Origin of the sequence: Ruegeria sp. HKCCD7559 (assembly GCF_013110575.1) — a bacterium.
GTDB lineage: Bacteria > Pseudomonadota > Alphaproteobacteria > Rhodobacterales > Rhodobacteraceae > Ruegeria.
On sequence record NZ_WVQU01000001.1, the window covers coordinates 1,005,408 to 1,031,939 of the forward strand.

A 26,532-nucleotide genomic window follows, 5' to 3' on the forward strand; every position below is an offset into this window, starting at 1 on the left:
ATGGCTGCACTTTGGATTGCACACGTGACGGTGACCGATGCCGAGGCGTATGGAAAATATGCCGAATTGGCCGGGCCAGCCATTGCCAAGCACGGGGGCACTTTCATCGCCCGTGCGGCGCGTTACGTTCAGTTGGAAGGCAAGGAACGGCCACGCAACGTTGTTGCCCGTTTCCCGTCGCTAGAAGCAGCCGTCGAATGCTACAACTCGGATGACTATCAAGAAGCATTGAGTCATGCGCGCGACGCCAGCGAACGTGAATTGGTTGTGGTTGAAATCACGGAGTGAACGACTGCGTTCACGACGTGTAGCGCGGTTTGCCCGGTAAAGGGGCAGCCAATAGGCAATCATTGGCTTATACCACCACTCGGCCAAGGGAACTCAGCCCGTCAACAGGGGGCTGAGTTTATTTTTTCATTATTTCAATCTCTTATCAGGCCACGCTGTCGCGTATTTGCGCGATCGGCACCCGAATTGTGGCCGCGCCACCCAAATTCTTGCGCAAAAAGGTCAGATTGACGGACGAATTTCCGCCCTTTTTCCCCTTCAACTTTTTTGGTGATTGCCTGGGCGGGGTTGTTCGCGGATAGTTTCACGAATCGGAATGCGACCCTGTTTGACGTGCAATCGTGCGAAGAACATCGGATTGGGGTACAGGCATGAAACACTTCACAAATCTGGCCAAGCGGTTTGGTGCAAGACTTCTGCCGGTTTCAGTACGGGCCTTCAGCATCTGTTTTTTGGGCGTCTGCACCCTAGCCGTGGCCCCCGTCGCACATGCGTCCGGTAACGGATTTATCCCAAGTGTCGCGGCCTCTCCGCCACCGTCAGGGGCGGCCAATCTGTGCGCTGAGTACAAATGGGCCTGTGCCAAAAAACGCTCCGTATCCCTGTCCAGCCAGCAAGAACTGAAGGTTGTCGAACAGGTAAATCGGCGCGTGAACAGATCGACGCGAGAAGTCACCGATCAATCCCAGTACAAGATGACCGAGCGTTGGGCGCTTCCGACAGCCAGGGGTGGCGATTGCGAAGACTTCGCGCTGTTAAAGAAAAGAGATTTGATCCATGCCGGCGTCGATCCAAGTAAACTGTTGATCGCTACGGTTCTGGACACGCGTCGGGTGCCTCATGCGGTGCTGGTGTATCGCTCTTCCAAGGGTGATTTGGTTTTGGACAACCTCACAAACCGTATCAAACCCTGGACGGCAACGCGGTACCTGTTTCTTCGCATGCAAGACCCGAATCGGCCCGGACGTTGGGTTGGTGTGTACGGCCATAGCTGACGAAACCTGGAAATCTTTTTGAAAAACTGAATACCGGTGCAATCGTATCTTGCACCGGTAATATTGCTTCCCAATTAGAACGTTTCGCCGCCGCCTTCGTTTTCGCCGCCGCCTTCGTTTTCGCCGCCGCCTTCGTTTTCGCCGCCGCCTTCGTTTTCGCCGCCACCTTCGTTTTCGCCGCCGCCTTCGTTTTCACCGCCAGTGCCGCCACCTTCACCGCCAGTGCCACCACCGCCGTCTCCAGCGCCAGTGGTGCCAGCTCCACCGCCTGAACCGCCGCCGCCACCGAAAGCCGGGCTGCTGTCGACAGTCTCATCAGACGGCCCATCTCCGGACCGCTGATCACTTGCGCCGATCGATGCCGTTGGAAAATCAGAAAGCAAGTCTGCAAGTGGTGTGCATTCAGCTCCGACACGCGCCAGAATTTGATCGAAATCGTGCCGGCGCTGAATGTATCGGATCATGCCCGATGTTACAGCGTCGCACTCACATAATACCTGTGCGGATGCTGCGGATTGTCTGGCTGTTTGAACGGTACATGTACCTGCTGCGAAAGCTTCGCCCGCGGGCGAAAACAAAAACGTCGTAGCAACAAAAAACAGCGGGATATTGCGGGACCGGATACCCATTTGGAACTCCTCGAAACTCGATACTTTACTACGTGTTCATATGAACCATCGGAGCGAAGGGGTTTATGAACGACGTCACACAACTGGCACATTTTCACCTTAAACGGGTCTCAATCACAATATGTGGAGCGAGGGAGTAGGGGAAAATTAATGCAACCTAAAGAAGAAACATCCCTGTTTTCAGAAGAAAACCGGGCGTATTGCCCGGTTGTCCGTTTTTCATCTTTTGTCCGTTTGGACGCAAAATTGCCACACTTGGGCAATTGTTTCCGATTGCGGCAGCGGTCTGCCAGGTAAATCAGGCCGACTTGGCCATCCGCTTGCGTTCGTGCGGATCAAGATAACGCTTGCGCAAGCGCACCGCATTCGGTGTGACTTCGACCAGTTCATCGTCGTCAATATAGGCAATTGCCTCTTCCAGCGAGAATTGAACATGCGGTGTCAGGCGAACCGCATCGTCCGAGCCACTGGCGCGTACGTTTGTCAGTTTCTTGCCCTTCAGCGGGTTCACTTCCAGATCATTGTCACGAGAATGCTCGCCAATCACCATGCCTTGATAGACATCCGTTTGAGGGCCGACAAACATCCGCCCACGCTCCTCGAGGTTCCACAGAGCATAAGCGACGGCCTGACCGTTCTCCATCGAGATCAGAACGCCGGCCCGGCGACCCGGGATCGGGCCTTTGTGCGGCGCCCAGCCATGGAACACGCGGTTCAGAACGCCTGTGCCGCGGGTGTCAGTCAGGAATTCGCCGTGATAGCCGATCAGACCACGGGACGGTACATGCGCGATGATGCGGGTCTTGCCGGCCCCAGCGGGGCGCATCTCGACCAACTCACCTTTGCGCGCCCCTGTGATCTTTTCGATCACCGAGCCCGAGTATTCATCATCCACGTCGATGGTGACTTCTTCGATGGGTTCCAGACGCTGTCCGTTTTCTTCGCGGAACAGAACCTGGGGGCGCGAAATGCTGAGCTCGAACCCTTCGCGACGCATGTTCTCGATCAGAACACCCATCTGCAATTCGCCGCGGCCGGCGACCTCGAAAGCCTCGCCGCCGGGTGTGTCGGTGACGCGGATCGCGACATTCGATTCGGCTTCTTTCATCAGGCGATCACGGATGACGCGCGACTGAACCTTCTTGCCATCCCGACCGGCCAACGGAGAATCATTGATGCCAAAAGTTACGGTGATCGTCGGCGGGTCGATGGGCTGTGCAGGCAGGGCTTCTTCGACCTGCGGAGCAACCAGAGAATCCGCCACGGTGGCTTTGCTCATGCCGGCGATGGTGACGATGTCACCGGCTTCGGCCACATCGATAGGTTGCTGTGCCAGCCCACGGAATGCCAATATTTTTGAGGCGCGAAAGTTTTCGATCAACGATCCATCGCGGCTCAGGGCTTTCAGGCTGTCGCCAGCCTTCAATGTGCCGCTTTCCACACGACCGGTCAGAATGCGGCCGATGAAGGGATCGCTGCCCAAAGTGGTAGCCAGCATCCGGAACGGCTCACCCTTATGCGCGATCTGTTTCGGGGCAGGAACGTGATCGACGATCAGATCAAACAGTGCGCTCAGGTCCTTGCGCGGGCCGTCCAGCTCCATATCCGCCCAGCCTGAACGGCCCGAGGCATACATGGCCGGGAAATCCAACTGATCATCATCGGCGCCGAGGTTGGCAAACAGGTCAAAGCATTCGTCCAATGCGCGATCAGGCTCCGCATCCGGCTTGTCGACCTTGTTCAGAACCACGATCGGGCGCAGGCCCAGCGCCAAGGCTTTCGACGTCACGAACTTGGTCTGCGGCATCGGGCCTTCGGCCGCGTCAACCAGCAGGACAACGCCATCGACCATGCTGAGGATACGCTCGACTTCACCACCGAAATCGGCGTGGCCCGGCGTGTCGACGATGTTGATGCGCGTGTCTTTCCATTCGACCGAAGTTGCCTTGGCCAGAATGGTGATGCCGCGCTCGCGCTCCAGATCGTTGCTGTCCATGGCGCGTTCCGCCACGGCCTGGTTTTCCCGGAACGCGCCGGATTGTTTGAGCAGCTCATCCACCAGGGTCGTCTTGCCGTGGTCCACGTGAGCGATGATTGCGATATTGCGCAGGTCCATGAGAGGTCAGCCTTTGAACGGGAAGTTGCCGCGCGCATAGCGCGGCGCGACAAAATATACCAGCCCTAACCGTGGATCAGTGACCGGCAGTCTTGGAAAAGAGGTGAATGATCAGGATTCCGGACAAGATCAACGTCAATCCTAGGATTGCAGGCCAATCCAGCCTTTGGCCGAACACGATGAACCCAATCACGGCGATCAGAAAGATGCCCAGACCGGACCAGATTGCATAAACGATACCGACAGGCATGTATTTCAGTGTCAGCGCCATGAGATAAAATGCGACTCCGTACCCCACGACCACAAGGACGGACGGCCAGAACCGCGTGAATTGCTGACTGGCCTGCAAGGCCGTGGTGCCGATGGTTTCCGCAACAACAGCCAGCATCAGAAACAGATACGCTTGGGGCATTTTGATCCTCGAAACAGGAAAGATACCCCGCGTTGAGCATGAAACCGAAGGAGTGGGCAAGGCAATTTTGAATCTGAAGATGGAAGAAAACCACCTGAGGTCAGGTATACCTGACTATTCAGAGAATCGAATTAGTGTAATCTTCTCAGCGTATTTTAGGATTTGTTTTTGAGTATTGAGTTATGACGACATTTTCGAAATCCGTAATATTTGCTGCGGGTCTGATAGTGGTGATTGGGTGGCTTGCTGACGGGGGGTCCGTCGAAGTTGAAGCAGCCAACATGGTTCAACAGTTTGATGGTAGTAGTGTTTTTTAAATACCACGTAGAGCTTAGCAGGGAAAAAGGAGCCGTCGGGCTCCTTTTTTCTTTTCTGTCTAGGGGTGTACAACCTCGACGCTTTGGAAGTGTGCAGCCAGTTGCGGTTGCAGCCAATCCCACAGCCGAGGGGAACCTGCTGCAATCGCAGGCTGAACGCGCGCCTCAAGCTGGGCATATGTAACCTTGTAATCGACCCACGACCCGCCGCCGGTTTCCAGATTGGCGACAGGTGTCTGAAACCGATCAACGGCTTTGGCGAACCTGGCGTCCGGGCTGTCTGCCGCTTCAAATTCCTGCCACAGGGCAGTGAAAGTGTTGCATAGGGTGTCGGGCAGCAGTCCGAACAAGCGCTTGGCCGCCGCTTGTTCCTTGGCTGCTTGCGCTGCGTGATCGACCTGCCCGTGGATCGGATTGTCGCCGGCGTCGATTTCGACGATATCGTGCAGCAACAGCATCTGAAGGACCCGATCAACACTAATCCCGGGGGGCGCATTTTCAGCCAGGACCCAGGCGTAGAGCATGATGTGCCACGAGTGTTCTGCCGAGTTTTCGAAACGATCACCCGCCATCAGCCGCGAGGCACGAAGAACGGACTTCAGCTGATCAGCTTCGGTCAGAAACGCCAGCCGTTGCGTAAACGCGTTGGCCTGCGTATTTGCACCAGCCAGCAGGTTTGCGGCGTGCTCGTAGGCCAATGGAAAAACCTGTTCCAGATAGGCGGCGCGACCGCCTTCGAGATTTGAACGCGCTATGTCCACGTGATCCGGATCGGGGTTCGGGGCACACAGAACCTGAAACAGTGGCTGACAACGATCTAGAACCTTGGCAAATCGGGCGTCGGCGGTCTGATCCTCTTCAAATTCACGCCAGACAGCGTGAAACGTATCGGCCTGATCCTTTGGCAACAGCCCAAACAGATCTTTGGCTGCAGCTTGCTCGGCCTTGGCAACCGAGGTCCAATCGGTCTCAAGGTGAATTGGGTGGTCGCCGACAACGATTTCAACCAGGTCATGCAGCAATAGCATACGTATGACCCGATCAATCGAGACATCCGGCCCTGCCAACGGGGCCATGACCAGGGCCCACAAGGCCAGATGCCAGCTGTGCTCTGCCGAATTTTCGGGTCTGGACTGGTCAAGCAGGACATTTGCCCGCTCGACCATTTTCAGTTCGTCGGCCCGTTTCAGAAACGCGATTTGCGCCGACATACGGTCGGTCATTGCTTTTCGATCGCCTTCTGCTTTGCGCGATGCGCAGACAAGCGTTTGATCACGAACTGCCTGGCTTTCCGCTCAGCCAACCGAACACGAATTTCCGTCAGAAACGCCTCTTCCAGAGACTGAGAAGCGGCCCCGAGCACTTCACCAACTTCGACAAAGAACCTGTCTTCGCCTGTCTCATCCATAACCTTCATCGTATCTTCGGCCAGTTTGGCGGCAAGAGATGTGATGGTGTCGGACATCAGCGGGTGTTCTCGGTCAGGCGGCGTTTCACATAGTCGCTGACATTGGTGATCAGCGTGTCCATATGACGATCCTGAAAGAAGTGATCTGCACCTTCCACTTCGGTGTGCGTGATGGTGATTCCCTTCTGCTCGTGCAGCTTGTTCACCAGCGAGGTCGTGTCAGCCGGTGGCGCCACCCTGTCAGCCGTGCCGTTGATGATCAGGCCGGAAGACGGGCAGGGGGCAAGGAACGAAAAGTCATACATGTTTGCAGGGGGCGATACACTGATGAACCCCGTGATTTCAGGGCGGCGCATCAGCAGTTGCATACCGATCCACGCACCAAACGAGAAACCTGCGACCCAGCAGTGTTTCGAATTGTTGTTCATCGATTGCAGGTAATCCAGCGCCGACGCCGCATCGCTCAGCTCGCCCACGCCCTGATCATACTCGCCTTGGCTGCGACCGACACCGCGGAAGTTAAAGCGCAACACGGTGAAGCCCATGTTGTAGAAGGCATAGTGCAGGTTGTAGACCACCTTGTTGTTCATGGTCCCGCCGAACTGAGGGTGCGGGTGAAGCACGATGGCGATCGGTGCGTCTTTTTCCTTTTGCGGGTGGTAGCGGCCTTCCAGGCGGCCTTCGGGTCCGGGAAAAATCACCTCGGGCATGTGTGCTTTGGTCCTGTCTTTTTCGTGCCGATGCCCGGATATACTTGACGATAATCGTCGGGCACCTTAGAACGGTTCTAATTACATTGCTTGGCGCATACCAGCGCTGTCAGTCGGAGATACGCACTGGCAACGTCGGCGTCAATGATTTCGCGCAAATCCTGCTGAAAGGGGACATGGAATGAAGCTGTCGACCAAAGGGCGTTACGCAATGGTCGCCCTGGCGGATATTGCGCTCCAGCCGACGGAACGACTGGTGACGCTTGGAGAAATCTCCGAGAGGCAGGACATTTCGTTACCATATCTCGAGCAGCTCTTCGTCAAACTGCGCCGGGCGGACTTGGTGTCTTCCGTGCGGGGGCCCGGCGGCGGGTATCGACTGGCACGCCCGGCATCCGAAATTCGTGTCGTCGAAATTCTGGCCGCCGTGGACGAAACCGTTGATGCGCTGCAAAAAGGGGCAGGCGCGTCCGGGGCCTCGTCCGGCAGCCGCGCTCAATCATTGACCAATCGGCTTTGGGAAAGTCTCAGCGCGCATGTCTATGTGTTCCTGCATCAAACCCGTTTGTCAGATGTGATCAAGAACGACCTCGCCCCGTGCCCGGCCGTGCCGAGCCTGTTCTCTGTTGTAGATGAATGATCTGAACGGGCGGTATATGAAATGAAGTCTGCCGGCAAAAAGATGTATCCATGAAACGTGTTTATCTGGATCACAATGCAACAACGCCGCTGCGCCCCGAAGCGAGGGACGCGATGATTGCGGCGATGGATGTCTGCGGCAATCCCTCGTCGGTTCATGCGGAAGGTCGGGCCGCCAAAGCTTTGATCGAGCGCGCTCGGGCCCAAATTGCATCGGCCTTTGGGGCGGATGGGGCGGATATCGTCTTTACATCTGGGTCAACCGAAGGTGCGGCGCTGGCATTGTCGGGGCGCCAATTGCACGGCGCGGCGATTGAACATGACGCGGTAAGATCTTGGATCAATGAGGATCTTACGGTTTCCGAGGTCGGAGACGTGCAGGTAATCGCGCCTGAAATGTCGACATTGCAACTGGCAAACTCAGAGACGGGGATTGTTCAAACACTGCCGTCCGGCCTGGCCGTGACAGACGCCACACAGGCTTTTGGCAAGCTGCCCGTCGCGTTCAACTGGATGAATGCCCAGATGGCTCTGGTCTCGGCGCATAAACTGGGCGGTCCAAAAGGTGTCGGTGCCGTTGTGATGCAACGCGGAACCGATCTGGCGGCACAGATCAAGGGGGGCGGCCAGGAAATGGGCCGCAGATCAGGAACCGAAAATGTCATTGGTATCGCAGGGTTCGGCGCCGCAGCTGAAGCTGCGATGCGGGATCTGGCCAATGGCGTTTGGGAGCAGGTCGAGGAATTTAGAAATATTCTAGAAAACGCTCTTGAGGCTGCTGTAAAATCACCTATTTTTGTCGGGAAAGGGCGGCAACGCCTGCCGAACACCCTGTGTTTTGCCGCCCCCGGCTGGAAAGGTGAGACCCAGGTCATGCAGATGGATCTGTCGGGTTTTGCGGTCAGTGCGGGCTCTGCCTGTTCAAGCGGCAAGGTTCGTGCCAGCGCGGTGCTCACCGCAATGGGATACGACGAGGTGACAGCCAGCAGCGCAATCCGCGTATCGCTGGGACCTCGGACAACGGAAGAAGATGTGCTGCGTTTCGCCGAAACGTGGCTTGAGAAAGAGAAAAAGCATCGCGCGCGCGCCGCGTGATCTGACGGAGGGCAAGTTATGGCCGCTTTGGACCAGACCCAGGTGAAAGAGGGTGTCGATCAGGAAACCGTGGATGCGGTGCGCGAGGTCGGAACCTATAAATACGGCTGGGACACGGACATCGAAATGGAGTACGCGCCGAAAGGTGTGAACCCGGACATCGTTCGTCTGATCTCGGAAAAGAATGAAGAACCGGAATGGATGACCGAGTGGCGTCTGGCCGCGTTTGAACGCTGGACCAAGATGGAAGAACCGAAATGGGCCATGGTCACTTATCCAAAGATCGATTTTCAGGACCAGTATTACTATGCGCGTCCGAAATCGATGGAAGAGAAACCCAAGTCGTTGGACGATGTCGACCCCAAGCTGCTGGCCACATACGAAAAGCTTGGTATCCCTTTGAAAGAACAGATGATTCTGGCTGGTGTCGAAGGTGCTGAGGATGCTCCGGCCGAGGGGCGCAAGGTTGCTGTGGACGCGGTGTTTGACTCGGTGTCCGTCGGCACGACCTTTCAGGCCGAACTGAAAAAGGCCGGTGTGATTTTCTGTTCGATTTCCGAAGCGATCAAGGAACATCCTGAGCTGGTCAAGAAGTATCTGGGCACTGTGGTTCCGGTGTCGGACAACTTTTATGCGACTTTGAACTCGGCCGTGTTTTCGGATGGGTCCTTCGTCTACATTCCGCCCGGTGTCCGCTGCCCGATGGAGCTGAGCACCTATTTCCGCATCAACGCCGAAAACACCGGCCAGTTCGAGCGCACGCTGATCATCGCCGACAAAGGTTCGTACGTGTCCTATCTGGAAGGCTGCACCGCGCCCCAGCGCGACACCGCGCAGCTGCACGCGGCCGTGGTCGAGATCATTGTCGAAGAAGACGCCGAAGTGAAATACTCGACCGTTCAGAACTGGTTTCCGGGCGATGAGAACGGCAAGGGCGGCATCTACAACTTCGTGACCAAGCGCGCCGATTGCCGGGGCGACCGGTCCAAGGTGATGTGGACGCAGGTCGAAACCGGCTCGGCCGTGACGTGGAAATACCCGTCCTGCATCCTGCGCGGCAACGAAAGCCAGGGTGAGTTCTATTCGATCGCGATTGCCAACAACTATCAGCAGGCCGATACCGGCACCAAGATGGTTCATCTGGGCAAGAACACCAAGTCTCGCATCGTGTCCAAGGGCATCAGTGCGGGCAAGGCGCAGAACACCTATCGCGGTCTGGTCTCGATACATCCGAAGGCCAAGGACAGCCGCAACTACACCCAGTGTGACAGCTTGCTGATCGGCGACAAATGCGGCGCGCATACGGTTCCGTATATCGAGGTCAAAAACAACTCATCTCGTGTCGAGCACGAGGCGACGACATCCAAGGTGGATGACGATCAGCTGTTCTATTGCCGTCAGCGTGGAATGGATGAAGAAGAGGCCGTGGCTTTGGTGGTCAACGGGTTCTGCAAGGACGTTCTGCAAGCACTGCCGATGGAGTTCGCCATGGAAGCGCAGCAACTGGTGGCAATCTCGCTGGAAGGGTCGGTTGGCTGATGACGCGGGCGTCACGAAGCGGCATCCGGAAAGAAGACGTGTTGACCTGGCTGGGTTACGCGTTGCCGGTTCTTGGCGGTCTGCTGGGTATGGCTTACGTCAACATCAACCACATGGAATTCATCAACCCGGTTTGGGCGGTTGGCGGAGGGGCGATCCTGGGTTGGATCGTCGCGCGTCTGATCCGCAAGTTGCTGGGATAAGAAGGTTTCGGGGCCACGGTGCCCCTTGCGATACGCAAAAGGATAAAAAATGTTGGAAATCAAGAATCTGCACGTGAAGCTTGAAGAAGAAGACAAGCAGATCCTAAAGGGTGTGGACCTGACGGTTGAAGCCGGCAAGGTACACGCGATCATGGGGCCGAACGGGTCAGGCAAGTCAACACTCAGCTACGTGCTGTCGGGCCGCGACGGGTACGAAGTGACCGAGGGTTCTGCCACGCTGGATGGCGAAGACCTGCTGGAGATGGAACCGGAAGAGCGCGCCGCTGCCGGCGTGTTTCTGGCTTTCCAGTACCCGGTCGAAATTCCGGGCGTGGGCAACATGACCTTCCTGCGCACCGCCGTGAATGCACAGCGCAAGGCGCGGGGTGAGGACGAGCTGTCCGCCGCTGAATTCCTCAAGGAAGTGCGTGCCAAGGCCAAGACGCTGAAGATCGACGCGGATATGCTCAAGCGTCCGGTCAATGTGGGCTTCTCGGGCGGTGAGAAAAAGCGCAATGAAATCCTGCAAATGGCCATGCTGGAACCCAAGATGTGCATCATGGACGAAACCGACTCGGGTCTGGATGTGGATGCGATGAAGCTGGTCGCCGAAGGTGTGAATGCGCTGCGCGATGAAGGTCGCGGGTTCTTGGTCATCACCCATTACCAGCGCCTGCTGGATCACATCAAGCCGGACGTTGTGCACATCATGGCCGATGGCCGCATTGTCAAAACCGGAGGCCCAGATCTGGCGCTCGAGGTTGAAAACAACGGTTATGCCGACATTCTTGCCGAGGTGAACTGATGGCCTTGCCCGAAGTCAAACAAACCGCGACCGAGGCCCGGCTGTCTGCCTTGACCATGCCCGACGCGGGATGCACCCGCGCCGCGCGCGAAGACGCGCTGGCCCGTGTTCTGGAAACTGGTCTGCCCGGACGGCGTGACGAATATTGGAAATACACTCAACCGGACACTCTGGTCTCGCCAGACGCGCCTCCGGCTGCGGTGTTTGCCGATGATGAGCCGTTGATGTTCAGCGGACTCGACCGGCTGAACATCGTCTTCGTGGACGGTGAATTCAGCGCCGAAGAGTCGGACGACCTGACGCTGGAAGGCGTGACCATCGACCGGCTCGAGGATATCTGCTGCAAGGACATTCATTGGGCGAAAGACCTGTATGGCGTGCTTGAGACGCGCGGTCAGTCTCCGGTCCAGCGTCCGCTGGCGGCGCTGAACACGGCTTTTGCGTCGGATGGTGTGGCCATCCATGTCACCGGCAAACCGTCCAAACCGATCAACCTGGTCTATCGTCATGCATCGCCGACCTCGGATGCGATCCTGCACCACGTCATTCGCGTGGAAAGCGGGGCCGAGGCCACCATTCTGGAAACCGGCCCGGCTGCGTCACGCTTCAACAAATGCATGGAGATCGACATCGCCGACAAGGGCACGCTGCACCATGTGCGCGCCCAGGGCAGGGACCATGAACGCCGGGCCGCGACCCATATGTTTACCCGTCTGGGCACGGAGTCTGTCTATAAATCCTTCACTTTGACAGTGAATGGCGTGCTGACCCGCAATGAGCAGGTCGTCGAGCTGACAGGCGATGACGCGGTGGCCCATGTGGCCGGGGCCTGTGTTGGCGATGGAGACTTCCATCATGACGACACGGTTTTCATCACCCATGATGCGGTAAACTGCGAAAGCCGTCAGGTGTTCAAGAAAGTGCTGCGCAACGGGGCGACCGGCGTGTTTCAGGGCAAGATCCTTGTGAAGGAAGGCGCACAGAAAACCGACGGTTACCAGATCAGCCAATCGTTGCTGCTGGATGATGACAGCCAGTTCCTCGCCAAGCCCGAGCTTGAGATCTATGCCGATGACGTGGCGTGTTCGCATGGCTCGACCTCGGGTGCGATCGACGAAACCGCGCTGTTCTATCTGCGGTCCCGTGGCGTGCCGGTCAAGGACGCAACCAATATGCTGACTTTGGCCTTTCTTGCCGAAGCGGTGGATGAGATCGAAGACAGCGCCTTGGCGGAAGAGATCGTAAGCCGTCTGGAAGGGTGGCTAGCGCGTCGTAGCTGATGGCCGTCTCGTCTGACATATTGGCCACATACCGAGGGCCGGGGCGCGTGGTGCGCCGGCTTCTTGAAATGGGTCAGCGGGAAGACAGGGCACTGGTGTTTGTCATGGCGTTTTGCGTTGTGGCCTTTGTCGCGCAAATGCCCAGCCTTGCCCGCAAAGCGCATCTTGAAGGCGTCGAGCTGAACATGCTTCTGGGCGGTGCTTTGCTGGGGTCGGTGTTCATACTGCCGTTGTTTTTCTACACGCTGGCGCTGATTTCCTATTGGGCGGCGCGGATGGCGGGCGGGCAGGGCACTGCTTATGGCGCACGACTTGCCCTGTTCTGGGCGTTGTTGGCATCCGCCCCCCTGGTCTTGTTGAATGGTCTGGTCGCCGGGTTCATAGGGCCCGGGCCTGCTTTGACAATTGTGGGCATCGCCTGGGTTGCTGTTTTTGTCTGGTTCTGGTTATCCGGTCTGAGACAAGTACAAAGGTCCGCTGCATGACTATCAATTCCCTCGGCGCTCTGGCGGTTCTGACGATCAGAAGCCCCGACCAAGCCGCCCGCCAGTTGTTGTCCTTGAAACCGGGGCGGGAAGGGTTGTGGTTGGCCTTTGCGCTGGCAGTGGTTTTGAACTGTCTCGTCCAGTTGGGAATCGATTTGTCGGTCCCCGTGCCGCAAGGTCAGATCGCACCGCCTCCCGAAAGTATCCCCGTTGTTTTGCTGCGATCCGCCGGAGCAATGCTGCTGAGCATCCTTGCGTTCTTCGTCGTCGGAAAAGCAATAGGCGGCAAAGCAAGCTTTGACGATCTGATGGTCCTGACAGTGTGGTTGCAGTTCCTGCAAATCGTCGCCCTTGTCATGACCCTTGTTCTAAGCCTGACGATGCCGTTTCTGATGATGATAATGCTGTTCGCGACGGCGATCCTGAGCCTTTACATCACGCTTCATTTCCTGAACGAAGCGCATCAATTCGGATCCCTTTGGAAGTCCTTCGCCGTAATTCTGTTGTCAGCCCTGATTGCGGTTCCCTTCGTCCTGTATTTAACACCGGCCGCGCCTGTCTAGGAAAACCGTATCATGTATGATGTGCAGAAAATTCGCTCTGACTTTCCGATCCTGTCACGTCAGGTGAATGGCAAGCCGTTGACCTATCTGGACAACGGTGCGTCGGCTCAAAAGCCTCAGGTCGTCATCGATGCGGTGACTCGTGCCTATTCCGAAGAGTATTCGAATGTTCACCGTGGATTGCACTATCTGTCCAATCTGTCGACCGAGAAATACGAAGCTGTTCGGGGGATCATCGCCCGTTTCCTGGGGGCATCGAATGAGGATGAGATCGTTCTGAATTCAGGAACGACCGAAGGGATCAATCTTGTTGCCTATGGCTGGGCCATGCCGCGCCTGGAAGCCGGGGATGAGATCGTCCTGAGCGTCATGGAGCATCACGCCAACATCGTGCCCTGGCATTTCCTGAGGGAACGGCAGGGCGTTGTTCTGAAGTGGGTGGATGTGGACGCTGACGGGGGGCTGGATCCGCAGGCGGTAATCGATGCGATCGGCCCGAAAACCAAACTTGTGGCCGTGACGCAATGTTCCAATGTTCTGGGTACCGTCGTGGATGTCAAAGCCATCACCGAAGGTGCACATGCCAGGGGCGTCCCGGTGCTGGTTGATGGCAGTCAGGGCGCGGTGCATATGCCGGTGAACGTGCAGGACATCGGTTGCGACTTTTACGCCATCACCGGCCACAAGCTGTATGGCCCGTCGGGGTCGGGTGCGATCTACATCAAGTCCGAACGCATGGCCGAGATGCGCCCCTTTGTCGGTGGCGGTGACATGATCAAAGAGGTCAGCAAGGATCAGGTGATCTACAACGACCCGCCGATGAAGTTCGAGGCCGGAACACCCGGCATTGTCCAAACCATCGGCCTGGGCGTTGCGCTGGAATACATGATGGATTTGGGAATGGACAACATTGCCGCCCATGAATCCGGCCTGCGGGACTATGCCATGCAGCGCCTGAATGGTCTCAACTGGCTTCAGGTTCAGGGCACGCGGCCAGACAAGGCAGCCATCTTCAGCTTTACGCTGGACGGGGCCGGCCATGCCCATGATGTATCCACGATTCTGGACAAAAAAGGGGTTGCCGTCCGCGCCGGGCATCACTGTGCGGGCCCGCTTATGGACCACCTGGGCGTCACGGCGACCTGCCGTGCCAGCTTTGGTCTCTACAACACGACAGAAGAGGTCGACACACTGATCGAAGCGCTTGAATTGGCGCATGATCTTTTCGCCTGATTTTGGTTTCAAAGAGGGTGCAACAATCACGATTTTCAGTTGCACCCGGATTGGAACAAGGTTAGCTAACGGCCAAGGCACCTGTAGCTCAGCTGGATAGAGCGCTGCCCTCCGAAGGCAGAGGCCAGAGGTTCGAATCCTCTCAGGTGCGCCACCATCGCTATATTTCTAAGGTTTATTGGGCAAAGCAGGAACTTCTGCACCAAATTGGGAGAAGTTCCCGGGCAGCATAGCTATCGCTAATGAAGGACAAGGGTCTTGCGCTGCTCCGGGGATATGCCGCAGCATAGCGTTATTCAACATCTGCCCCGGTCAAGCGCTTCTTTAGTTTTCGCGTTTTCGGTTTCCAGCGCCCAAAACATCTTGGCTTACAACAGTTCCAAACAGCATCTAGTGTTGAAACTACGAAAGGTGCCCTGGCTGATCCCCTCTCGGGATATTTTCCATGCGAATACCCTTTCGGGCCATGGATAGTGTCTGCACGCCTCTGTTTTTCGCCCGCTTGCCACCACGCGAACAATCCTGACGATCATTTTGAGGCTTAACCCCTCAAGCAGTGGTTTTTTTGATGTACACTTTCCGAACGAGGCTGGCGCGCGTCAGCTCAAATGGAGGAAGGAATGTGAAAGTCATCTCTTCAAATAAGAAGCTGATAATCGTTGTCGTGATTGTAGCACTATTGGGTAGCGCGATTACCGGGGTTTCAGCTTCAAGCGTTTTAGGATGGATCTTGGTCGCCGTAATTCTGGCGTTTATCCTTGGAAAGCTGACCGATGATGAAGAACCCGAAAGCGATGATGATTCAGAAAGCGACAATGCTTCCGGTTCCAGTGTTCCCGCTGACGTCGGCGATGAAAAGTCTCGTGAGACCAGCAATTCCACTGCGGCGACAGCATCCAGCAATGACACCGGAGGCGGTGATGCCGGCGGCGGAGGGGGAGACGCGGGGATGTAACTGGCCGCCCTCGTCAAACCCCTGTCATATAAGCCGAGATCGCGAAGTCGCTGTCTTAGCCGCGCCAGGTGCGGACGACACCGCAGTCCATATGCACGAAATTGGACCCGTTATATTGACCGACACCGCCGGCCCGGCATGACATAGCAGCCTTAGCCATCTGCGAGACGGAGCGGGAAGACAGGCGCAGGTCTGCCGCTTGTCCCTTCATATGAAGCGACTTCCGGGCGACGCCGCGAGAGCGGGCGCGGAGCATGGCGTTGGTCTGGGGGGAGCGATAGCCCGACAGCAACATGTAAGGTTCGTTGACATCCAGAAGGTTGTGTGATGCCGCCATGATATCAATCGTGCGTAAATCGATGGATTTTACGTGATCCGTGCGCCAATCGCGCATGAAGTGGTTCACTTCTTTGACTGCGTCCTTGATATACTTACCATCGACCCAATAAATCATGTCCAACCGTTCGCCCGTGCGACCGGAATACATGCGAATGCGACGGATATCGCCGCCGCCGCGCAAAAAGCCTGCTGCTTTGGAGTAGGTGGGTGCTGCTGCGACTGCTGTTGCTGCAAACGCACCCAATAGGGCACGTCGGGTCAAGCCCGAGGAACTGCTCTTGGTCATTTTGGTTCGTCCCGTACTGTTCCTGCCTGCGCACGATGTTACGCGCGCTGTCTTAATTTTTTCCCATCCCAGATGCGGAATTTATGACACAATCGGATTCGACGGCCAAGAAGTGTTTCATAGGCACCTTTTCAAGGGGGAATTTTCGGCAGATTTTTGCGCAAATGTCACAGCCGAGCGCAGAATATTTGCAGGTGTGGGCTGCACATCACCGGGCCGATGCAAACGCGCATCAGACGCCAACAGAAGCAATTCGGTAAGGAATTTGTGAATAGACAAGTCTGCGCAGCCAAACTCATAGTTGTTCGACGCACATATCATCAACCAAGCCATTGATTCCAAGGCCATCCAATGCTTTCTGTTTTCCGAGCCCGTACCAGTATCCTGCTTGCCGCCTGTTTTGCGGCCACTGCGAGTATGGCAAACACCACTTCTGAACCTGCGCACAACACGGCGTTTCAGATGGCCGTTGCTGAACATACCCCACGGGAATCGCAGATCGCAGAGTTTTACCGGACAACCGGGTTTTCGCCGATTTGGGTGGGTGAATCCGATGAGCATATGCAACGCCGGGCCGCATTGATCCAGGCACTGTCACATGCGCATCTGCACGGTCTGCCGAGGGCCGATGCGACAGTTTCATCCTTGATGCAGAAAATGCAGGATGCACGCTCGACACGCGATCTTGGCGCCGTTGAAGCGGAACTGAGCCGGGTTTTTGTGGATTTTGCCGACGTATTGTACTCGGGTTTTATTCGGCCCGGAAACATCGACGACGGGCTTGTTCGGTCGGTGGATCGTCGCAGCGCGGCCGAGCATCTGAACGCCCTGAACACACATGGCGCCGCGTATCTTGCGCAATTGGCTCCTCAAACCCGTCAGTACCGGGCTCTGATGAAACAGAAGCTGGCGCTTCAGGATTTGGTAGATCAAGGCGGTTGGGGGGCGACAGTTCCGGAAACTAAGTTGGAATTCGGGGATACCGGGCCCAATGTCGTGAAGCTTCGCAATCGGCTGGTGTTAATGGGCTACATGAAACCATCGGCCAGCCCGTCGTTCGACGCCGCGTTGCTGGAAGGGGTCAGGGCCTTTCAAATCGCGCATGGGTTGGAACCCGATGGCGTTGCAGGCAAGGGCACGATTGCCGAGTTGAATCGCCCCGCCGTGGACCGGCTCAAGGCTGTTTATGTCGCTTTGGAACGGGAGCGCTGGTTGCCTCGGGAACGCGGCGCACGTCATATCCTTGTCAACCAGACAGATTTTTCGGCAAAGATCGTGGATGACGGGCAAGTCACCTTTGAAACCCGTGCGGTGATCGGCAAGAACACGCATGATCGCCGCAGCCCAGAGTTCTCGGATGTGATGGAACATATGGTGATAAACCCCAGCTGGTATGTTCCGCGCTCGATCATCACCAAGGAATACCTGCCGAAGCTGAAAGCGAACCCCAACGCGGTCGGTCATATTCAGATCACGGACAGCAGGGGGCGGCAGGTCAATCGCGGGGCGGTTGATTTCAATCAGTTCACCGCGCGAAGCTTTCCTTTTGCGATGCGCCAGCCGCCCAGCAAAAGCAATGCTTTGGGGCTGGTCAAGTTCATGTTCCCCAACAAGTACAATATCTATCTGCATGATACGCCTCAGAAAAGCCTGTTCGCGCGCGAGGTGCGGGCGTTCTCGCACGGCTGCATCCGGCTGGCGCAGCCTTTCGAATTTGCCTATGCGTTGCTGGCCAAACAGGAAGAGAATCCCAAGGCATTCTTTCATCGTGTTCTGAACACAGGAAAGGAAACCAAGGTCAATTTGGAACAAAATGTTCCGGTCCACCTGATCTATCGAACGGCATATGTCGGGCTAAAAGGCGAGGTGCAGTATCGCCGTGATGTCTATGGCCGGGACGGCAAGATTTGGGAGGCCCTGCAAAAGGCAGGGGTGGCCCTGCCGGACGTTCAGAGTTAAGCACAGGGCAAATCCTGCCAAAAGGAAGCCCGAGATGCAGTTTACCATTCAACAAATCGCCGACGCTTTGGGTGCTGAATGCCAAGGCGACGGTGGCCTGACGATCGTGCGGGCGGCCGAACCGGGCGATGCTGACCCAACCGATCTGGCCATGGCCATGTCTCCGAAATACGCCGAAGCGCTTTCGAAAGGGCGCGCGCGCGCCGCCGTTCTGTGGGAGGGCGCGGATTGGCAGGACATGGGGTTGCGCGCGGCCATATTCGTGAAGCGTCCGCGCATGGCGATGGCGGGGATCACCTCAATGCTGGATCGCGGGCAAGGGATTGAACCGGGCATTCATCCTTCCGCAGTGATCGATCCAACGGCCGAAATTGGACCAGATGTGGCGATAGGACCTCTGACTGTTGTTGGTGCTCGGGCGCGAATAGGTTCGGGCTCGGTCATCGGAGCACACTGCGTGGTGGGAATGGACGCCATTCTTGGCGAACAGGCCCTGTTGCGTGAAATGGTCAGCATTGGCGCGCGCGCACAAATCGGGGATCGGTTCATCGCGCAGCCCGGTGCAAGGATTGGTAGTGACGGGTTCAGTTTCGTGACCCCCGAGGTTTCTGGCGCTGAGAACGCCCGCAAAACGTTGGGCGATCAGGGCGACGCCAAGGCCCAAAGTTGGCTCCGTATCCATTCTTTGGGCGCGGTTGAGATCGGTGATGATGTCGAGGTTGGCGCCAATTGCACTGTCGATAATGGAACAATCCGCAACACGCGGATCGGTGATGGCACCAAGCTGGATAATCTTGTCCATGTCGGGCACAACACCCGCGTCGGGCGGGATTGTCTGCTGTGCGGTCAGACAGGTGTCTCCGGCTCGGTCGAGATCGGCAACAACGTCGTTCTGGGTGGTCAGACCGGAGTGGTCGACAACATTTTCATAGGGGACGGCGTTATTTCGGGTGGGGGCACGAAGATTCTGTCAAATGTGCCCGCCGGGCGCGTGATCATGGGGTATCCGGGCATCAAAATGGAGACCCACACCGATGTCTACAGGGCGCAGCGCCGACTGCCCCGAATGGCACGCGACGTTGAGGCATTGAAAAAGGCTGTTTTCAAACAGACCCCAAGCGATTAAATCATCGTCAAACTGAAAATCAGGGGATCGACATGAGCATCAGCGACCGCGTCATCGCAATCATTGCAGAGCAGGCCGTGCTGGAGCCATCGGATGTGACGCCCGAAAGCACGCTGGAAGATCTGGGAATCGACAGCCTTGGTCTGGTGGAAAGCATATTCGCCATCGAGGAAGAGTTCGACATTTCAATTCCGTTCAACGCCAATGAGCCCGAGGCCAACGATTTTGACATATCCAATGTCGCTGCGATCATTTCCGGGATCGAAAAGCTCGTGTCGGAAAAGGTCTGACTGACGCTCATGAAACGTGTTGTCATTACCGGCGCAGGTACGATCAATTCACTGGGCCATTCGGTTCCTGACACGCTGGAAGCCATGCGCGAAGGCCGTTGCGGCATCTCGGAACTGGAATTTCGGGACGTTGATCGGTTGGCCATCAAGATCGGCGGGCAGGTTCGCGGCTTTGAGGCTGAAGGTCGGTTCAACCGTCAGCAGATGTCGCTGTATGACCGGTTCACTCAGTTCACTCTGACCGCCGCCAAAGAGGCCATCGATCAGTCCGGCATCGAGTTTCACGGAGAGTTGGCCGCAAAATCAGGTGTTGTTCTGGGGACCGCCGGCGGTGGCGTATCGACTTGGGATGACAATTATCGCTCGGTTTATGAGGACGGAAAGAATCGGGTACACCCGTTTGTTGTTCCCAAACTCATGAACAATGCGGCGGCCAGCCATGTTTCCATGGAACACAACCTCAAAGGCCCCAGCTTCACCGTGTCGACTGCCTGTGCGTCCTCGAACCATGCCATGTCTCAGGCCTTTCAGATGGTCCGAAGCGGCATGGCCCCGGTCATGATCACAGGCGGGTCCGAATCCATGTTGTGTTTTGGAGGCGTCAAGGCCTGGGAAGGGTTGCGCGTCATGTCCAAGGATGCGTGCCGACCGTTCAGCGCCAATCGCAACGGAATGGTACAGGGCGAAGGGGCCGGGGTCTTTGTTTTCGAGGAATACGAACACGCCCGCGCCCGTGGCGCCGAGATCATGTGCGAAGTCGTTGGTTTTGCCATGTCGTCGGATGCGGCCGATATCGTAATGCCCAGCAAGCAAGGGGCTTCACGGGCCATGTCAGGTGCCTTGGCTGATGCCAGATTGAATGCAAGCGATGTGGGTTATATCAACGCGCATGGCACCGGGACGGCTGCGAATGACAAAACCGAATGTGCCGCCGTGGCGGATGTTTTCGGGCCCCATGCTGACGACCTGATGATATCGTCGACCAAATCCATGCATGGTCACCTGATTGGTGGAACCGGTGCGGTGGAACTGTTGGCATGTATCATGGCGCTGCGGGACGGTGTGATCGCACCCACCATCGGATACGAGGAACCCGATCCGGAATGCGCGCTTGATGTTGTGCCGAACGAAGCTCGGGAAGCCAAAGTTGACGTCGCGCTCAGCAATGCGTTTGCCTTTGGCGGGCTGAATGCGGTTTTGGCGCTGAAGCGGGTTTAGCGAACAACGTACGAAACAAGGCCGCCGCATTCAGAGCGGCCTTTGTCTGCGATCTGTCAGTTTTGCAGGACTTCCAGCTGATCGTAGCCACTGGTAAATCCAGCCAGCGACATTTCGATTTGCAAAAGTTGGCTCGGGGCCAGAATTGACACCAGCGAGATTGTTGCCTCACTGCCCGCTTTCATGGCGTCTATATCGCCTTGCGTAAAGCCCAATTGCGCGACGCAGCCTACCGGGTTGCAGTGATGATAGTTGTATCTTTTACCCGGTGCGCCGTCTATGGACACAGCAATTTGTGCTTGCAGCATGGTCTCCAGCGGCACAGTCAACCTAGCTCCGGCAACGGCCTCCGCTCCTTCGGGAAGCTTGTTGATCGAGATTTCCGCAATCGGCTGGCCCTCGGCGCCGGAAAGAACTTGACGCAGCAGGCAAGGATCGTCGCCTTCTTCGGTCCGTAGACAGGTTATATTCCAAGCACCGCTTGTTTCTTTGACGTATTGCTCGCCGATACGTGGGCCAGTCTCTCCCAGATCCAGTTCTTGCGCGGCTTCGGTTTGGGCGGGCTCGGCCTGCTGCGGACTTTCGTCGTTGGCCTCTTGGGCATAGACTGCGCTGCTAAGAAAGGCGACGGCCACTGTATTTGCGGTTAGAAGTTGCTTGATCATGAATGCCTCGACTTGATGCTTGAGCTTTTTGCTTCGTTTAACACTCTTCTGAACTGGTGTCAGGCACTAACAGAACGGCTGGTCTGAACGTGAACGGATTCTTGCCAGAACACCAGAAACCAACTGCCCTGAGACAGAAAAAGAGAGCTGCATAAGCCAGCTCTCTTTTCCAAAAGGTTCTCCCCGTCGGACTGGCCGACTTATTTATGCGCAAACCCTACGAGAGGGTCGCAGACGGGTCAACAGCTATCCTCAAATTTTAATACTGCGGTCAGAGCTTTGAAACCATTTTTGATCCTGCAAAAAAGCCGTGCCCGAAGGCACGGCCAGTCGACAGGGAGGAAGTCTGCCCCACGTGAAGGAAACAAACGCGGGGCAAATTGACTATCGCAGTCAAAGGTTAACTTTGTATGCTGGTCAAGGATCGGTGAAACATAAGGCAATGTTAATGGGCAAGAATATATTTTTGGGTGGCGGAGGCGAAGGCTATGGCCAGCCGCAGGAACTGGCACTGAAATATGCCAACCGCCATGGGTTGATTGCCGGCGCCACTGGGACCGGTAAGACCGTAACGTTGCAAATCCTCGCGGAAGGGTTTTCCCAAGCCGGAGTTCCGGTGTTTCTGTCCGATGTCAAAGGTGATCTGTCGGGCCTGGCTTTGCCCGGAAGCGACGCGCAAAAACTGCATCAGGCATTTATGGATCGTGCCAAACGCATAGGGTTCGACGATTTTGCTTATTCCGCCTGCCCCGTTACGTTCTGGGATCTTTTTGGTGAACAGGGCCATCCAGTGCGGACGACGGTCACTGAAATGGGCCCGTTGCTGCTGTCCCGGTTGATGGAATTGAGCGAAGCGCAGGAAGGTATCCTGAACATCGCGTTCCGCGTGGCCGATGAAGAGGGAATGCCTCTTCTGGATCTCAAAGACCTTCAGGCGCTGCTGGTCTGGATCGGCGAGAACCGGGCCCAGCTTTCATTGCGATATGGCAATGTATCGACATCTTCGATCGGTGCGATCCAGCGGCGATTGCTGGTATTGGAAAACCAGGGTGGAACAAAACTGTTTGGCGAACCCGCGCTGGATCTGTCCGATCTGATGCGCACCGATGAAAACGGGCAGGGGATGGTGAACATCCTTGCTTCGGACAAACTGATGGCAGCGCCACGGCTTTATGCGACATTCCTGCTGTGGCTGCTGAGCGAATTGTTTGAGGAGCTTCCCGAAGTCGGTGATCCTGACAAACCCAAGCTGGTGTTCTTCTTCGACGAGGCGCATCTGTTGTTTGACGGCGCTCCGAAAGTGTTGGTGGACAAGGTTGAACAGGTTGCGCGCCTGATCCGGTCCAAAGGAGTAGGTGTCTATTTCATCACCCAGAATCCCGCCGATATTCCCGAGGATATTCTGGGGCAGTTGGGCAATCGCGTTCAGCACGCTTTGCGGGCCTTCACGGCGCGTGACCGAAAGAACCTGCGTCTGGCGGCTGAAACCTATCGCGAAAACCCCGCCTTTGACACCGAAGCCGCAATTCGCGAGGTGGGCGTTGGTGAGGCTGTCACGTCGATGCTGCAGAAAAAAGGTGTTCCCGGAATTGTCGAGCGCACATTGATTCGTCCGCCGGGTTCCCAGTTGGGGCCCATTTCTGATGCGCAGCGGAGGGCCATTCTCGATGCCTCGCCGATGGCGTCTAAATATGACGATGGTATTGATCGAAAATCGGCCTTTGAAATCCTCCAGGCTCGGGCTGAGGCGGCCGCCAAGGCCGCTGAACAGGCAGAGGCCGATGAAGTTCTAGAGGCACAATCACCGATGGAACGAGAGTATTCTTCGGCTCGCAGATATTCGGGAAGCCGGGTCGGCAGATCCTCGTCCCGGGTGCAACGGCAGAAAGACACGTTTGCATCGGCGATGACCGACGCAGTTATCAAAGAACTGAAAGGAACGACCGGACGCCGAATCGTTCGTGGTATTCTGGGTGGATTGTTCCGCAACAGATGACGGAACGGCGCCCATCACGGGCGCCGCAATGTTTACTTCAGACGACGCTGGCCTTCCTGACGGCAGTAGGCGTCAGCCTCCGGCACGGACATTTTCGAAGCCGGGAAGTCAATCGCCCGGTCCCAGGTCACCCGGTCGTGACGATATAGCTGACAGGTTACGACACCTTTGGGCGTTTGAACTTTGACGGGAGTTGTTTCAAGTTCTTCCGGAGTGGGAATGCAGGCGGTTGTTACGATGGCAACAACCGGAAATAGAAGCAGTGTCTTGAACCGTGGTGCTTTCATTTTTGACTCTTTTCAAAACGTGTAAATGATCGTTACAGATCGGCGTAGACGGATGTGAGTGCCGGCGACATACCGCAAAAAGAAATCACTGCGGTGTGTCCGTTTATTCAAAAAATCGTTAAGAATCAAGAAACCGCGCCGGATAAGAGGCGCGGTTTCGCATATTGAAGGTGGAAGCGATCTATTTCTCTGGGATCAGCCCTCTTGGGCTGAATCTGAGAACAATCAACAGGATCAGACCCATCGTGAACAGACGCATATGTGCGGCGCTGTCCAACAGGTGGACTTTCAATGCACTTCCGTCCGGCAAGCCGGCGGTAATGACATTCATCAGCCACAAGCCGATCGGTTCAACCTGAACCCACAGGAACCAGATGAGGAATGCGCCCAGAACGGCCCCGAAGTTGTTGCCCGAACCACCCACGATCACCATCACCCAGACCAGAAAGGTAAAGCGCAGCGGTTGATACGCGCTTGGCGTCAACTGGCCGTCCAGCGTTGTCATCATCGCACCCGCGATACCGCAAACAGCCGAACCCAGTACGAATATTTGCAGATGACGACGGGTGACATCCTTGCCCATGGCCTCAGCCGCCACTTCATTGTCACGGATTGCGCGCATCATCCGGCCCCACGGGCTTTTCAGCGCCATCTGAGCCATCCAGAGTAGAACCAGAAGCACAATCAGGAACAGCAGCGAATAACCGAGTTTGACCGAAAGGGTGGATGCGGTGACGGGGTCCAACCCCAACCATTCGGCCCGCGCCAGAAAGGCCGGGTCGTTCTGCAAATCCACTTCGTAGCCCACAACAGGGGACGGGCGTGGGATGCCGTAGACATTCTTGACGCCCCGGGCCAGCCAGTCTTCGTTTTTCATGACGGCGATAATGATTTCGGCGATACCCAATGTGGCAATCGCCAGATAATCCGAGCGAAGGCCCAGCGCCGTTTTACCGATCAGCCACGCAGCACCCGCCGCCAGCAAACCACCGGCCGGCCAGGCCAGCAGAACCGGCAGATTCAAACCGCCAATATTGCCGGCAATCGCCGGGTCGATGGCCTCGACCGCCGCAATGCTGGGATCGAACACCGCGCGATAGACAAAAAAGCCCACGACAAGAACGGCGATGATCGTCAGGGTTTGCACACGGCCTTTCGGCAGTTTCGTTGCCACCAGAACGGCGGCAACCACTGTCGCGGCACCCAGCAGCAAAGACAGAACGATGCCATAACCTCCGGCAGCCCAGGCACCGGGCGTGGGCGGCGTTGAAACCAGTACGACGGCCAGACCGCCCAGAGCGACAAAGCCCATCACGCCCACATTGAACAGACCGGCAAAACCCCATTGCAGGTTTACACCGATCGCCATGATGGCGGAAATCAGCCCCATATTCAGGATCAGGATCGCGGTGTTCCAGCTTTGCGTGAAACCGGTCAACAGGATTAGGCCGCCGACAATTGCGAAGAGCAGCGTATTTTTGACAGCGTCGGTCATACTGCTTTCCCCTTGAAAAGGCCCGTGGGCTTGAACAGAAGCACGATCAGCAGGATGACAAAGCTGACGGCGAATTTGTAATCGGTCGAGAGGAGTTGCACCAATCCTGACGGCTCAAGGTTTTCCGGCGCAAGATAGGTCAGCACCTTCTTCCAGGCGTATGTTATCGTCACTTCGGAAAACGCGATGATAAACCCGCCTGCGATGGCGCCCAGAGGATTGCCCAAACCACCCACGATGGCCGAGGCAAAGATCGGCAGCAGAAGCTGGAAATAGACGAAGGGTTTGAAGCTTTTGTCCAGCCCATAAAGTACGCCGGCAGTTGTGGCCAGCGCCGCAACGATGATCCATGTGATCATCACCACACGTTCCGGGTTGATGCCTGACAGCAGCGCCAGATCCTCGTTGTCCGAATAGGCCCGCATCGACTTGCCTGTGCGCGTCTTGTTCAGAAACCAGAACAGCAGCGCCACGGCAACAACGGCCACGATCACCGTGATACCTTGCGACGCCTTGATGGCCAGACCCTCGCGCAGACCGGTCATCGCCTTGAAATCGCGCGCCGAAACAATGAACCGAGCCCCATCCGAGAACCTTTGGTCGTCTGGCCCGATGATAAACCGGACAAGGCCGTTCATGATGAACATCACGCCCATGGAAACGATCACCAGAATAACGGGCTTCGCCTTTTGGTCACGGTAGAATTTGTAGACCAGCCTGTCGGTGATCAGCACCAGCACGATACAGCCCAGTATGGCAAAGGGCAGGGCGAGCAGGGCGGTTGGCAGCGGTCCAAAGCTGATCCCGGCGGCCTGCAACCCCCATGTGACCAGCACGGCGATCATCGCGCCAAAGGCCATTGTGTCGCCATGGGCAAAGTTCGAAAATCGCAGAATGCCGTAGATCAGGGTCACGCCAAGCGCGCCCAACGCCAGTTGGCTGCCATAAGCGACCGCTGGCACCAACACAAAATTCGCAAGCGCAACAAGCGCGTTGAGTAGATCCATTATTTCTTCTCACTGTCCGGGTGCGGCTTTATGGCACGACGGTCCGCGCAGGCACAATGTTTCCTGCGCTGTTTTGCGTCATATTTTTCTGCTGGTTGTGAAAAAAAATCCACGAGAAAACCGGAAGCAGGCAAGACTATTCAATTTTGGCCTGGCTCAGTCACGCACCGGCCAATTCCGGTGAGTGACTGA

At 56.5% G+C, this 26,532-nt stretch carries 28 protein-coding genes and 1 tRNA gene; 18 read left to right on the plus strand and 11 right to left on the minus strand.

Going from position 1 to position 26,532, the window contains the following annotated elements:
• Window positions 1-288: a DUF1330 domain-containing protein gene (locus GS605_RS05020; RefSeq protein WP_152458023.1), complete on the plus strand. Its 288-nt coding sequence runs from the start codon at window positions 1-3 to the stop codon at window positions 286-288.
• Between the two features lie 371 nt (window positions 289-659).
• Window positions 660-1,283: a transglutaminase-like cysteine peptidase gene (locus GS605_RS05025; protein WP_171723250.1), complete on the plus strand. Its 624-nt coding sequence runs from the start codon at window positions 660-662 to the stop codon at window positions 1,281-1,283.
• A gap of 74 nt (window positions 1,284-1,357) precedes the next feature.
• Here GS605_RS05025 and GS605_RS05030 read toward each other — a convergent pair whose 3' ends face one another.
• The 6 genes from GS605_RS05030 to GS605_RS05055 all read right to left on the minus strand — a co-directional run bounded on the left by GS605_RS05030 (window position 1,358) and on the right by GS605_RS05055 (window position 6,875).
• Window positions 1,358-1,747 (minus strand): hypothetical protein, encoded by a 390-nt coding sequence (locus GS605_RS05030; RefSeq protein WP_171722704.1) that lies wholly within the window; start codon window positions 1,745-1,747, stop codon window positions 1,358-1,360.
• A gap of 463 nt (window positions 1,748-2,210) precedes the next feature.
• Window positions 2,211-4,028, minus strand: coding sequence for a translational GTPase TypA (gene typA / locus GS605_RS05035; protein ID WP_170344229.1), 1,818 nt, complete (start codon window positions 4,026-4,028; stop codon window positions 2,211-2,213).
• Between the two features lie 76 nt (window positions 4,029-4,104).
• The gene (locus tag GS605_RS05040; RefSeq protein WP_171723251.1) at window positions 4,105-4,440 is read right to left on the minus strand and encodes a multidrug efflux SMR transporter; all 336 of its coding nucleotides are present in this window, start codon (window positions 4,438-4,440) and stop codon (window positions 4,105-4,107) included.
• Window positions 4,441-4,816: 376 nt separating this feature from the next.
• Window positions 4,817-5,980 (minus strand): HD domain-containing protein, encoded by a 1,164-nt coding sequence (locus GS605_RS05045; RefSeq protein ID WP_171723252.1) that lies wholly within the window; start codon window positions 5,978-5,980, stop codon window positions 4,817-4,819.
• The gene (locus GS605_RS05050) at window positions 5,977-6,222 is read right to left on the minus strand and encodes a hypothetical protein (RefSeq protein ID WP_152458018.1); all 246 of its coding nucleotides are present in this window, start codon (window positions 6,220-6,222) and stop codon (window positions 5,977-5,979) included. Before GS605_RS05050 ends, GS605_RS05045 begins: the two co-directional genes overlap by 4 nt.
• The gene (locus GS605_RS05055) at window positions 6,222-6,875 is read right to left on the minus strand and encodes an alpha/beta hydrolase (RefSeq protein WP_152458017.1); all 654 of its coding nucleotides are present in this window, start codon (window positions 6,873-6,875) and stop codon (window positions 6,222-6,224) included. The genes GS605_RS05050 and GS605_RS05055 overlap by 1 nt, the downstream gene beginning before the upstream one ends.
• Before the next feature lie 181 nt (window positions 6,876-7,056).
• On the opposite strand from GS605_RS05055, the gene GS605_RS05060 reads away from it, so the two are divergent.
• The 11 genes from GS605_RS05060 (at window position 7,057) to GS605_RS05110 (ending at window position 15,672) form a co-directional block, all read left to right on the plus strand.
• Window positions 7,057-7,515, plus strand: a complete 459-nt coding sequence (locus GS605_RS05060; protein WP_152458016.1) for an Rrf2 family transcriptional regulator — start codon at window positions 7,057-7,059, stop codon at window positions 7,513-7,515.
• A 50-nt stretch (window positions 7,516-7,565) separates the two neighbouring features.
• Window positions 7,566-8,609 (plus strand): cysteine desulfurase family protein, encoded by a 1,044-nt coding sequence (locus tag GS605_RS05065; RefSeq protein ID WP_171723253.1) that lies wholly within the window; start codon window positions 7,566-7,568, stop codon window positions 8,607-8,609.
• Window positions 8,610-8,627: 18 nt separating this feature from the next.
• Window positions 8,628-10,148: a Fe-S cluster assembly protein SufB gene (sufB, locus tag GS605_RS05070; RefSeq protein ID WP_171723254.1), complete on the plus strand. Its 1,521-nt coding sequence runs from the start codon at window positions 8,628-8,630 to the stop codon at window positions 10,146-10,148.
• Entirely contained in the window at window positions 10,148-10,351 is a 204-nt protein-coding gene (locus tag GS605_RS05075) for a hypothetical protein (protein ID WP_152458013.1), read from the plus strand. Before sufB ends, GS605_RS05075 begins: the two co-directional genes overlap by 1 nt.
• Before the next feature lie 49 nt (window positions 10,352-10,400).
• Window positions 10,401-11,156 (plus strand): Fe-S cluster assembly ATPase SufC, encoded by a 756-nt coding sequence (gene sufC / locus GS605_RS05080; protein ID WP_171723255.1) that lies wholly within the window; start codon window positions 10,401-10,403, stop codon window positions 11,154-11,156.
• The gene (locus GS605_RS05085; protein ID WP_171723256.1) at window positions 11,156-12,436 is read left to right on the plus strand and encodes a SufD family Fe-S cluster assembly protein; all 1,281 of its coding nucleotides are present in this window, start codon (window positions 11,156-11,158) and stop codon (window positions 12,434-12,436) included. The genes sufC and GS605_RS05085 overlap by 1 nt, the downstream gene beginning before the upstream one ends.
• Window positions 12,436-12,921, plus strand: a complete 486-nt coding sequence (locus tag GS605_RS05090; RefSeq protein ID WP_171723257.1) for a YIP1 family protein — start codon at window positions 12,436-12,438, stop codon at window positions 12,919-12,921. Before GS605_RS05085 ends, GS605_RS05090 begins: the two co-directional genes overlap by 1 nt.
• Complete coding sequence (locus tag GS605_RS05095) at window positions 12,918-13,484, plus strand: YIP1 family protein (protein ID WP_171632402.1); 567 nt, start codon at window positions 12,918-12,920, stop codon at window positions 13,482-13,484. The genes GS605_RS05090 and GS605_RS05095 overlap by 4 nt, the downstream gene beginning before the upstream one ends.
• Before the next feature lie 12 nt (window positions 13,485-13,496).
• Entirely contained in the window at window positions 13,497-14,717 is a 1,221-nt protein-coding gene (locus GS605_RS05100; protein WP_171723258.1) for a cysteine desulfurase, read from the plus strand.
• Window positions 14,718-14,794: 77 nt separating this feature from the next.
• Window positions 14,795-14,871 (plus strand) — tRNA-Arg (locus GS605_RS05105).
• A gap of 468 nt (window positions 14,872-15,339) precedes the next feature.
• Window positions 15,340-15,672: a hypothetical protein gene (locus tag GS605_RS05110; protein ID WP_171723259.1), complete on the plus strand. Its 333-nt coding sequence runs from the start codon at window positions 15,340-15,342 to the stop codon at window positions 15,670-15,672.
• Between the two features lie 55 nt (window positions 15,673-15,727).
• On the opposite strand, the gene GS605_RS05115 is transcribed toward GS605_RS05110, so the two are convergent.
• Entirely contained in the window at window positions 15,728-16,297 is a 570-nt protein-coding gene (locus tag GS605_RS05115; RefSeq protein WP_171632409.1) for a DUF882 domain-containing protein, read from the minus strand.
• Window positions 16,298-16,648: 351 nt separating this feature from the next.
• On the opposite strand from GS605_RS05115, the gene GS605_RS05120 reads away from it, so the two are divergent.
• The 4 genes from GS605_RS05120 to GS605_RS05135 are packed head-to-tail and all read left to right on the plus strand — an operon-like array spanning window position 16,649 to window position 20,890.
• On the plus strand, window positions 16,649-18,256 hold the full coding sequence (locus tag GS605_RS05120; RefSeq protein WP_171723260.1) for a L,D-transpeptidase family protein: 1,608 nt from the start codon (window positions 16,649-16,651) through the stop codon (window positions 18,254-18,256).
• Window positions 18,257-18,290: 34 nt separating this feature from the next.
• Window positions 18,291-19,382: a UDP-3-O-(3-hydroxymyristoyl)glucosamine N-acyltransferase gene (lpxD, locus tag GS605_RS05125; RefSeq protein ID WP_171723261.1), complete on the plus strand. Its 1,092-nt coding sequence runs from the start codon at window positions 18,291-18,293 to the stop codon at window positions 19,380-19,382.
• A gap of 32 nt (window positions 19,383-19,414) precedes the next feature.
• Window positions 19,415-19,672, plus strand: coding sequence for an acyl carrier protein (locus GS605_RS05130; protein WP_171723262.1), 258 nt, complete (start codon window positions 19,415-19,417; stop codon window positions 19,670-19,672).
• A 9-nt stretch (window positions 19,673-19,681) separates the two neighbouring features.
• Window positions 19,682-20,890 (plus strand): beta-ketoacyl synthase, encoded by a 1,209-nt coding sequence (locus GS605_RS05135; RefSeq protein ID WP_171723263.1) that lies wholly within the window; start codon window positions 19,682-19,684, stop codon window positions 20,888-20,890.
• Between the two features lie 56 nt (window positions 20,891-20,946).
• Here the strand turns inward: GS605_RS05135 and GS605_RS05140 are convergent, their stop codons facing one another.
• Complete coding sequence (locus tag GS605_RS05140) at window positions 20,947-21,555, minus strand: invasion associated locus B family protein (RefSeq protein WP_171632421.1); 609 nt, start codon at window positions 21,553-21,555, stop codon at window positions 20,947-20,949.
• 448 nt (window positions 21,556-22,003) lie between these two features.
• Here GS605_RS05140 and GS605_RS05145 point away from each other — a divergent pair, with 448 nt between their 5' ends.
• Window positions 22,004-23,551 (plus strand): helicase HerA-like domain-containing protein, encoded by a 1,548-nt coding sequence (locus GS605_RS05145; RefSeq protein WP_171723264.1) that lies wholly within the window; start codon window positions 22,004-22,006, stop codon window positions 23,549-23,551.
• A 32-nt stretch (window positions 23,552-23,583) separates the two neighbouring features.
• Here GS605_RS05145 and GS605_RS05150 read toward each other — a convergent pair whose 3' ends face one another.
• The 3 genes from GS605_RS05150 to GS605_RS05160 form a co-directional block, all read right to left on the minus strand.
• Window positions 23,584-23,838: a hypothetical protein gene (locus GS605_RS05150; RefSeq protein WP_171115893.1), complete on the minus strand. Its 255-nt coding sequence runs from the start codon at window positions 23,836-23,838 to the stop codon at window positions 23,584-23,586.
• 181 nt (window positions 23,839-24,019) lie between these two features.
• On the minus strand, window positions 24,020-25,333 hold the full coding sequence (locus GS605_RS05155; protein WP_171723265.1) for a branched-chain amino acid ABC transporter permease: 1,314 nt from the start codon (window positions 25,331-25,333) through the stop codon (window positions 24,020-24,022).
• Complete coding sequence (locus GS605_RS05160) at window positions 25,330-26,340, minus strand: branched-chain amino acid ABC transporter permease (protein ID WP_171723266.1); 1,011 nt, start codon at window positions 26,338-26,340, stop codon at window positions 25,330-25,332. The genes GS605_RS05155 and GS605_RS05160 overlap by 4 nt, the downstream gene beginning before the upstream one ends.
• Window positions 26,341-26,532 lie beyond the last annotated feature (192 nt).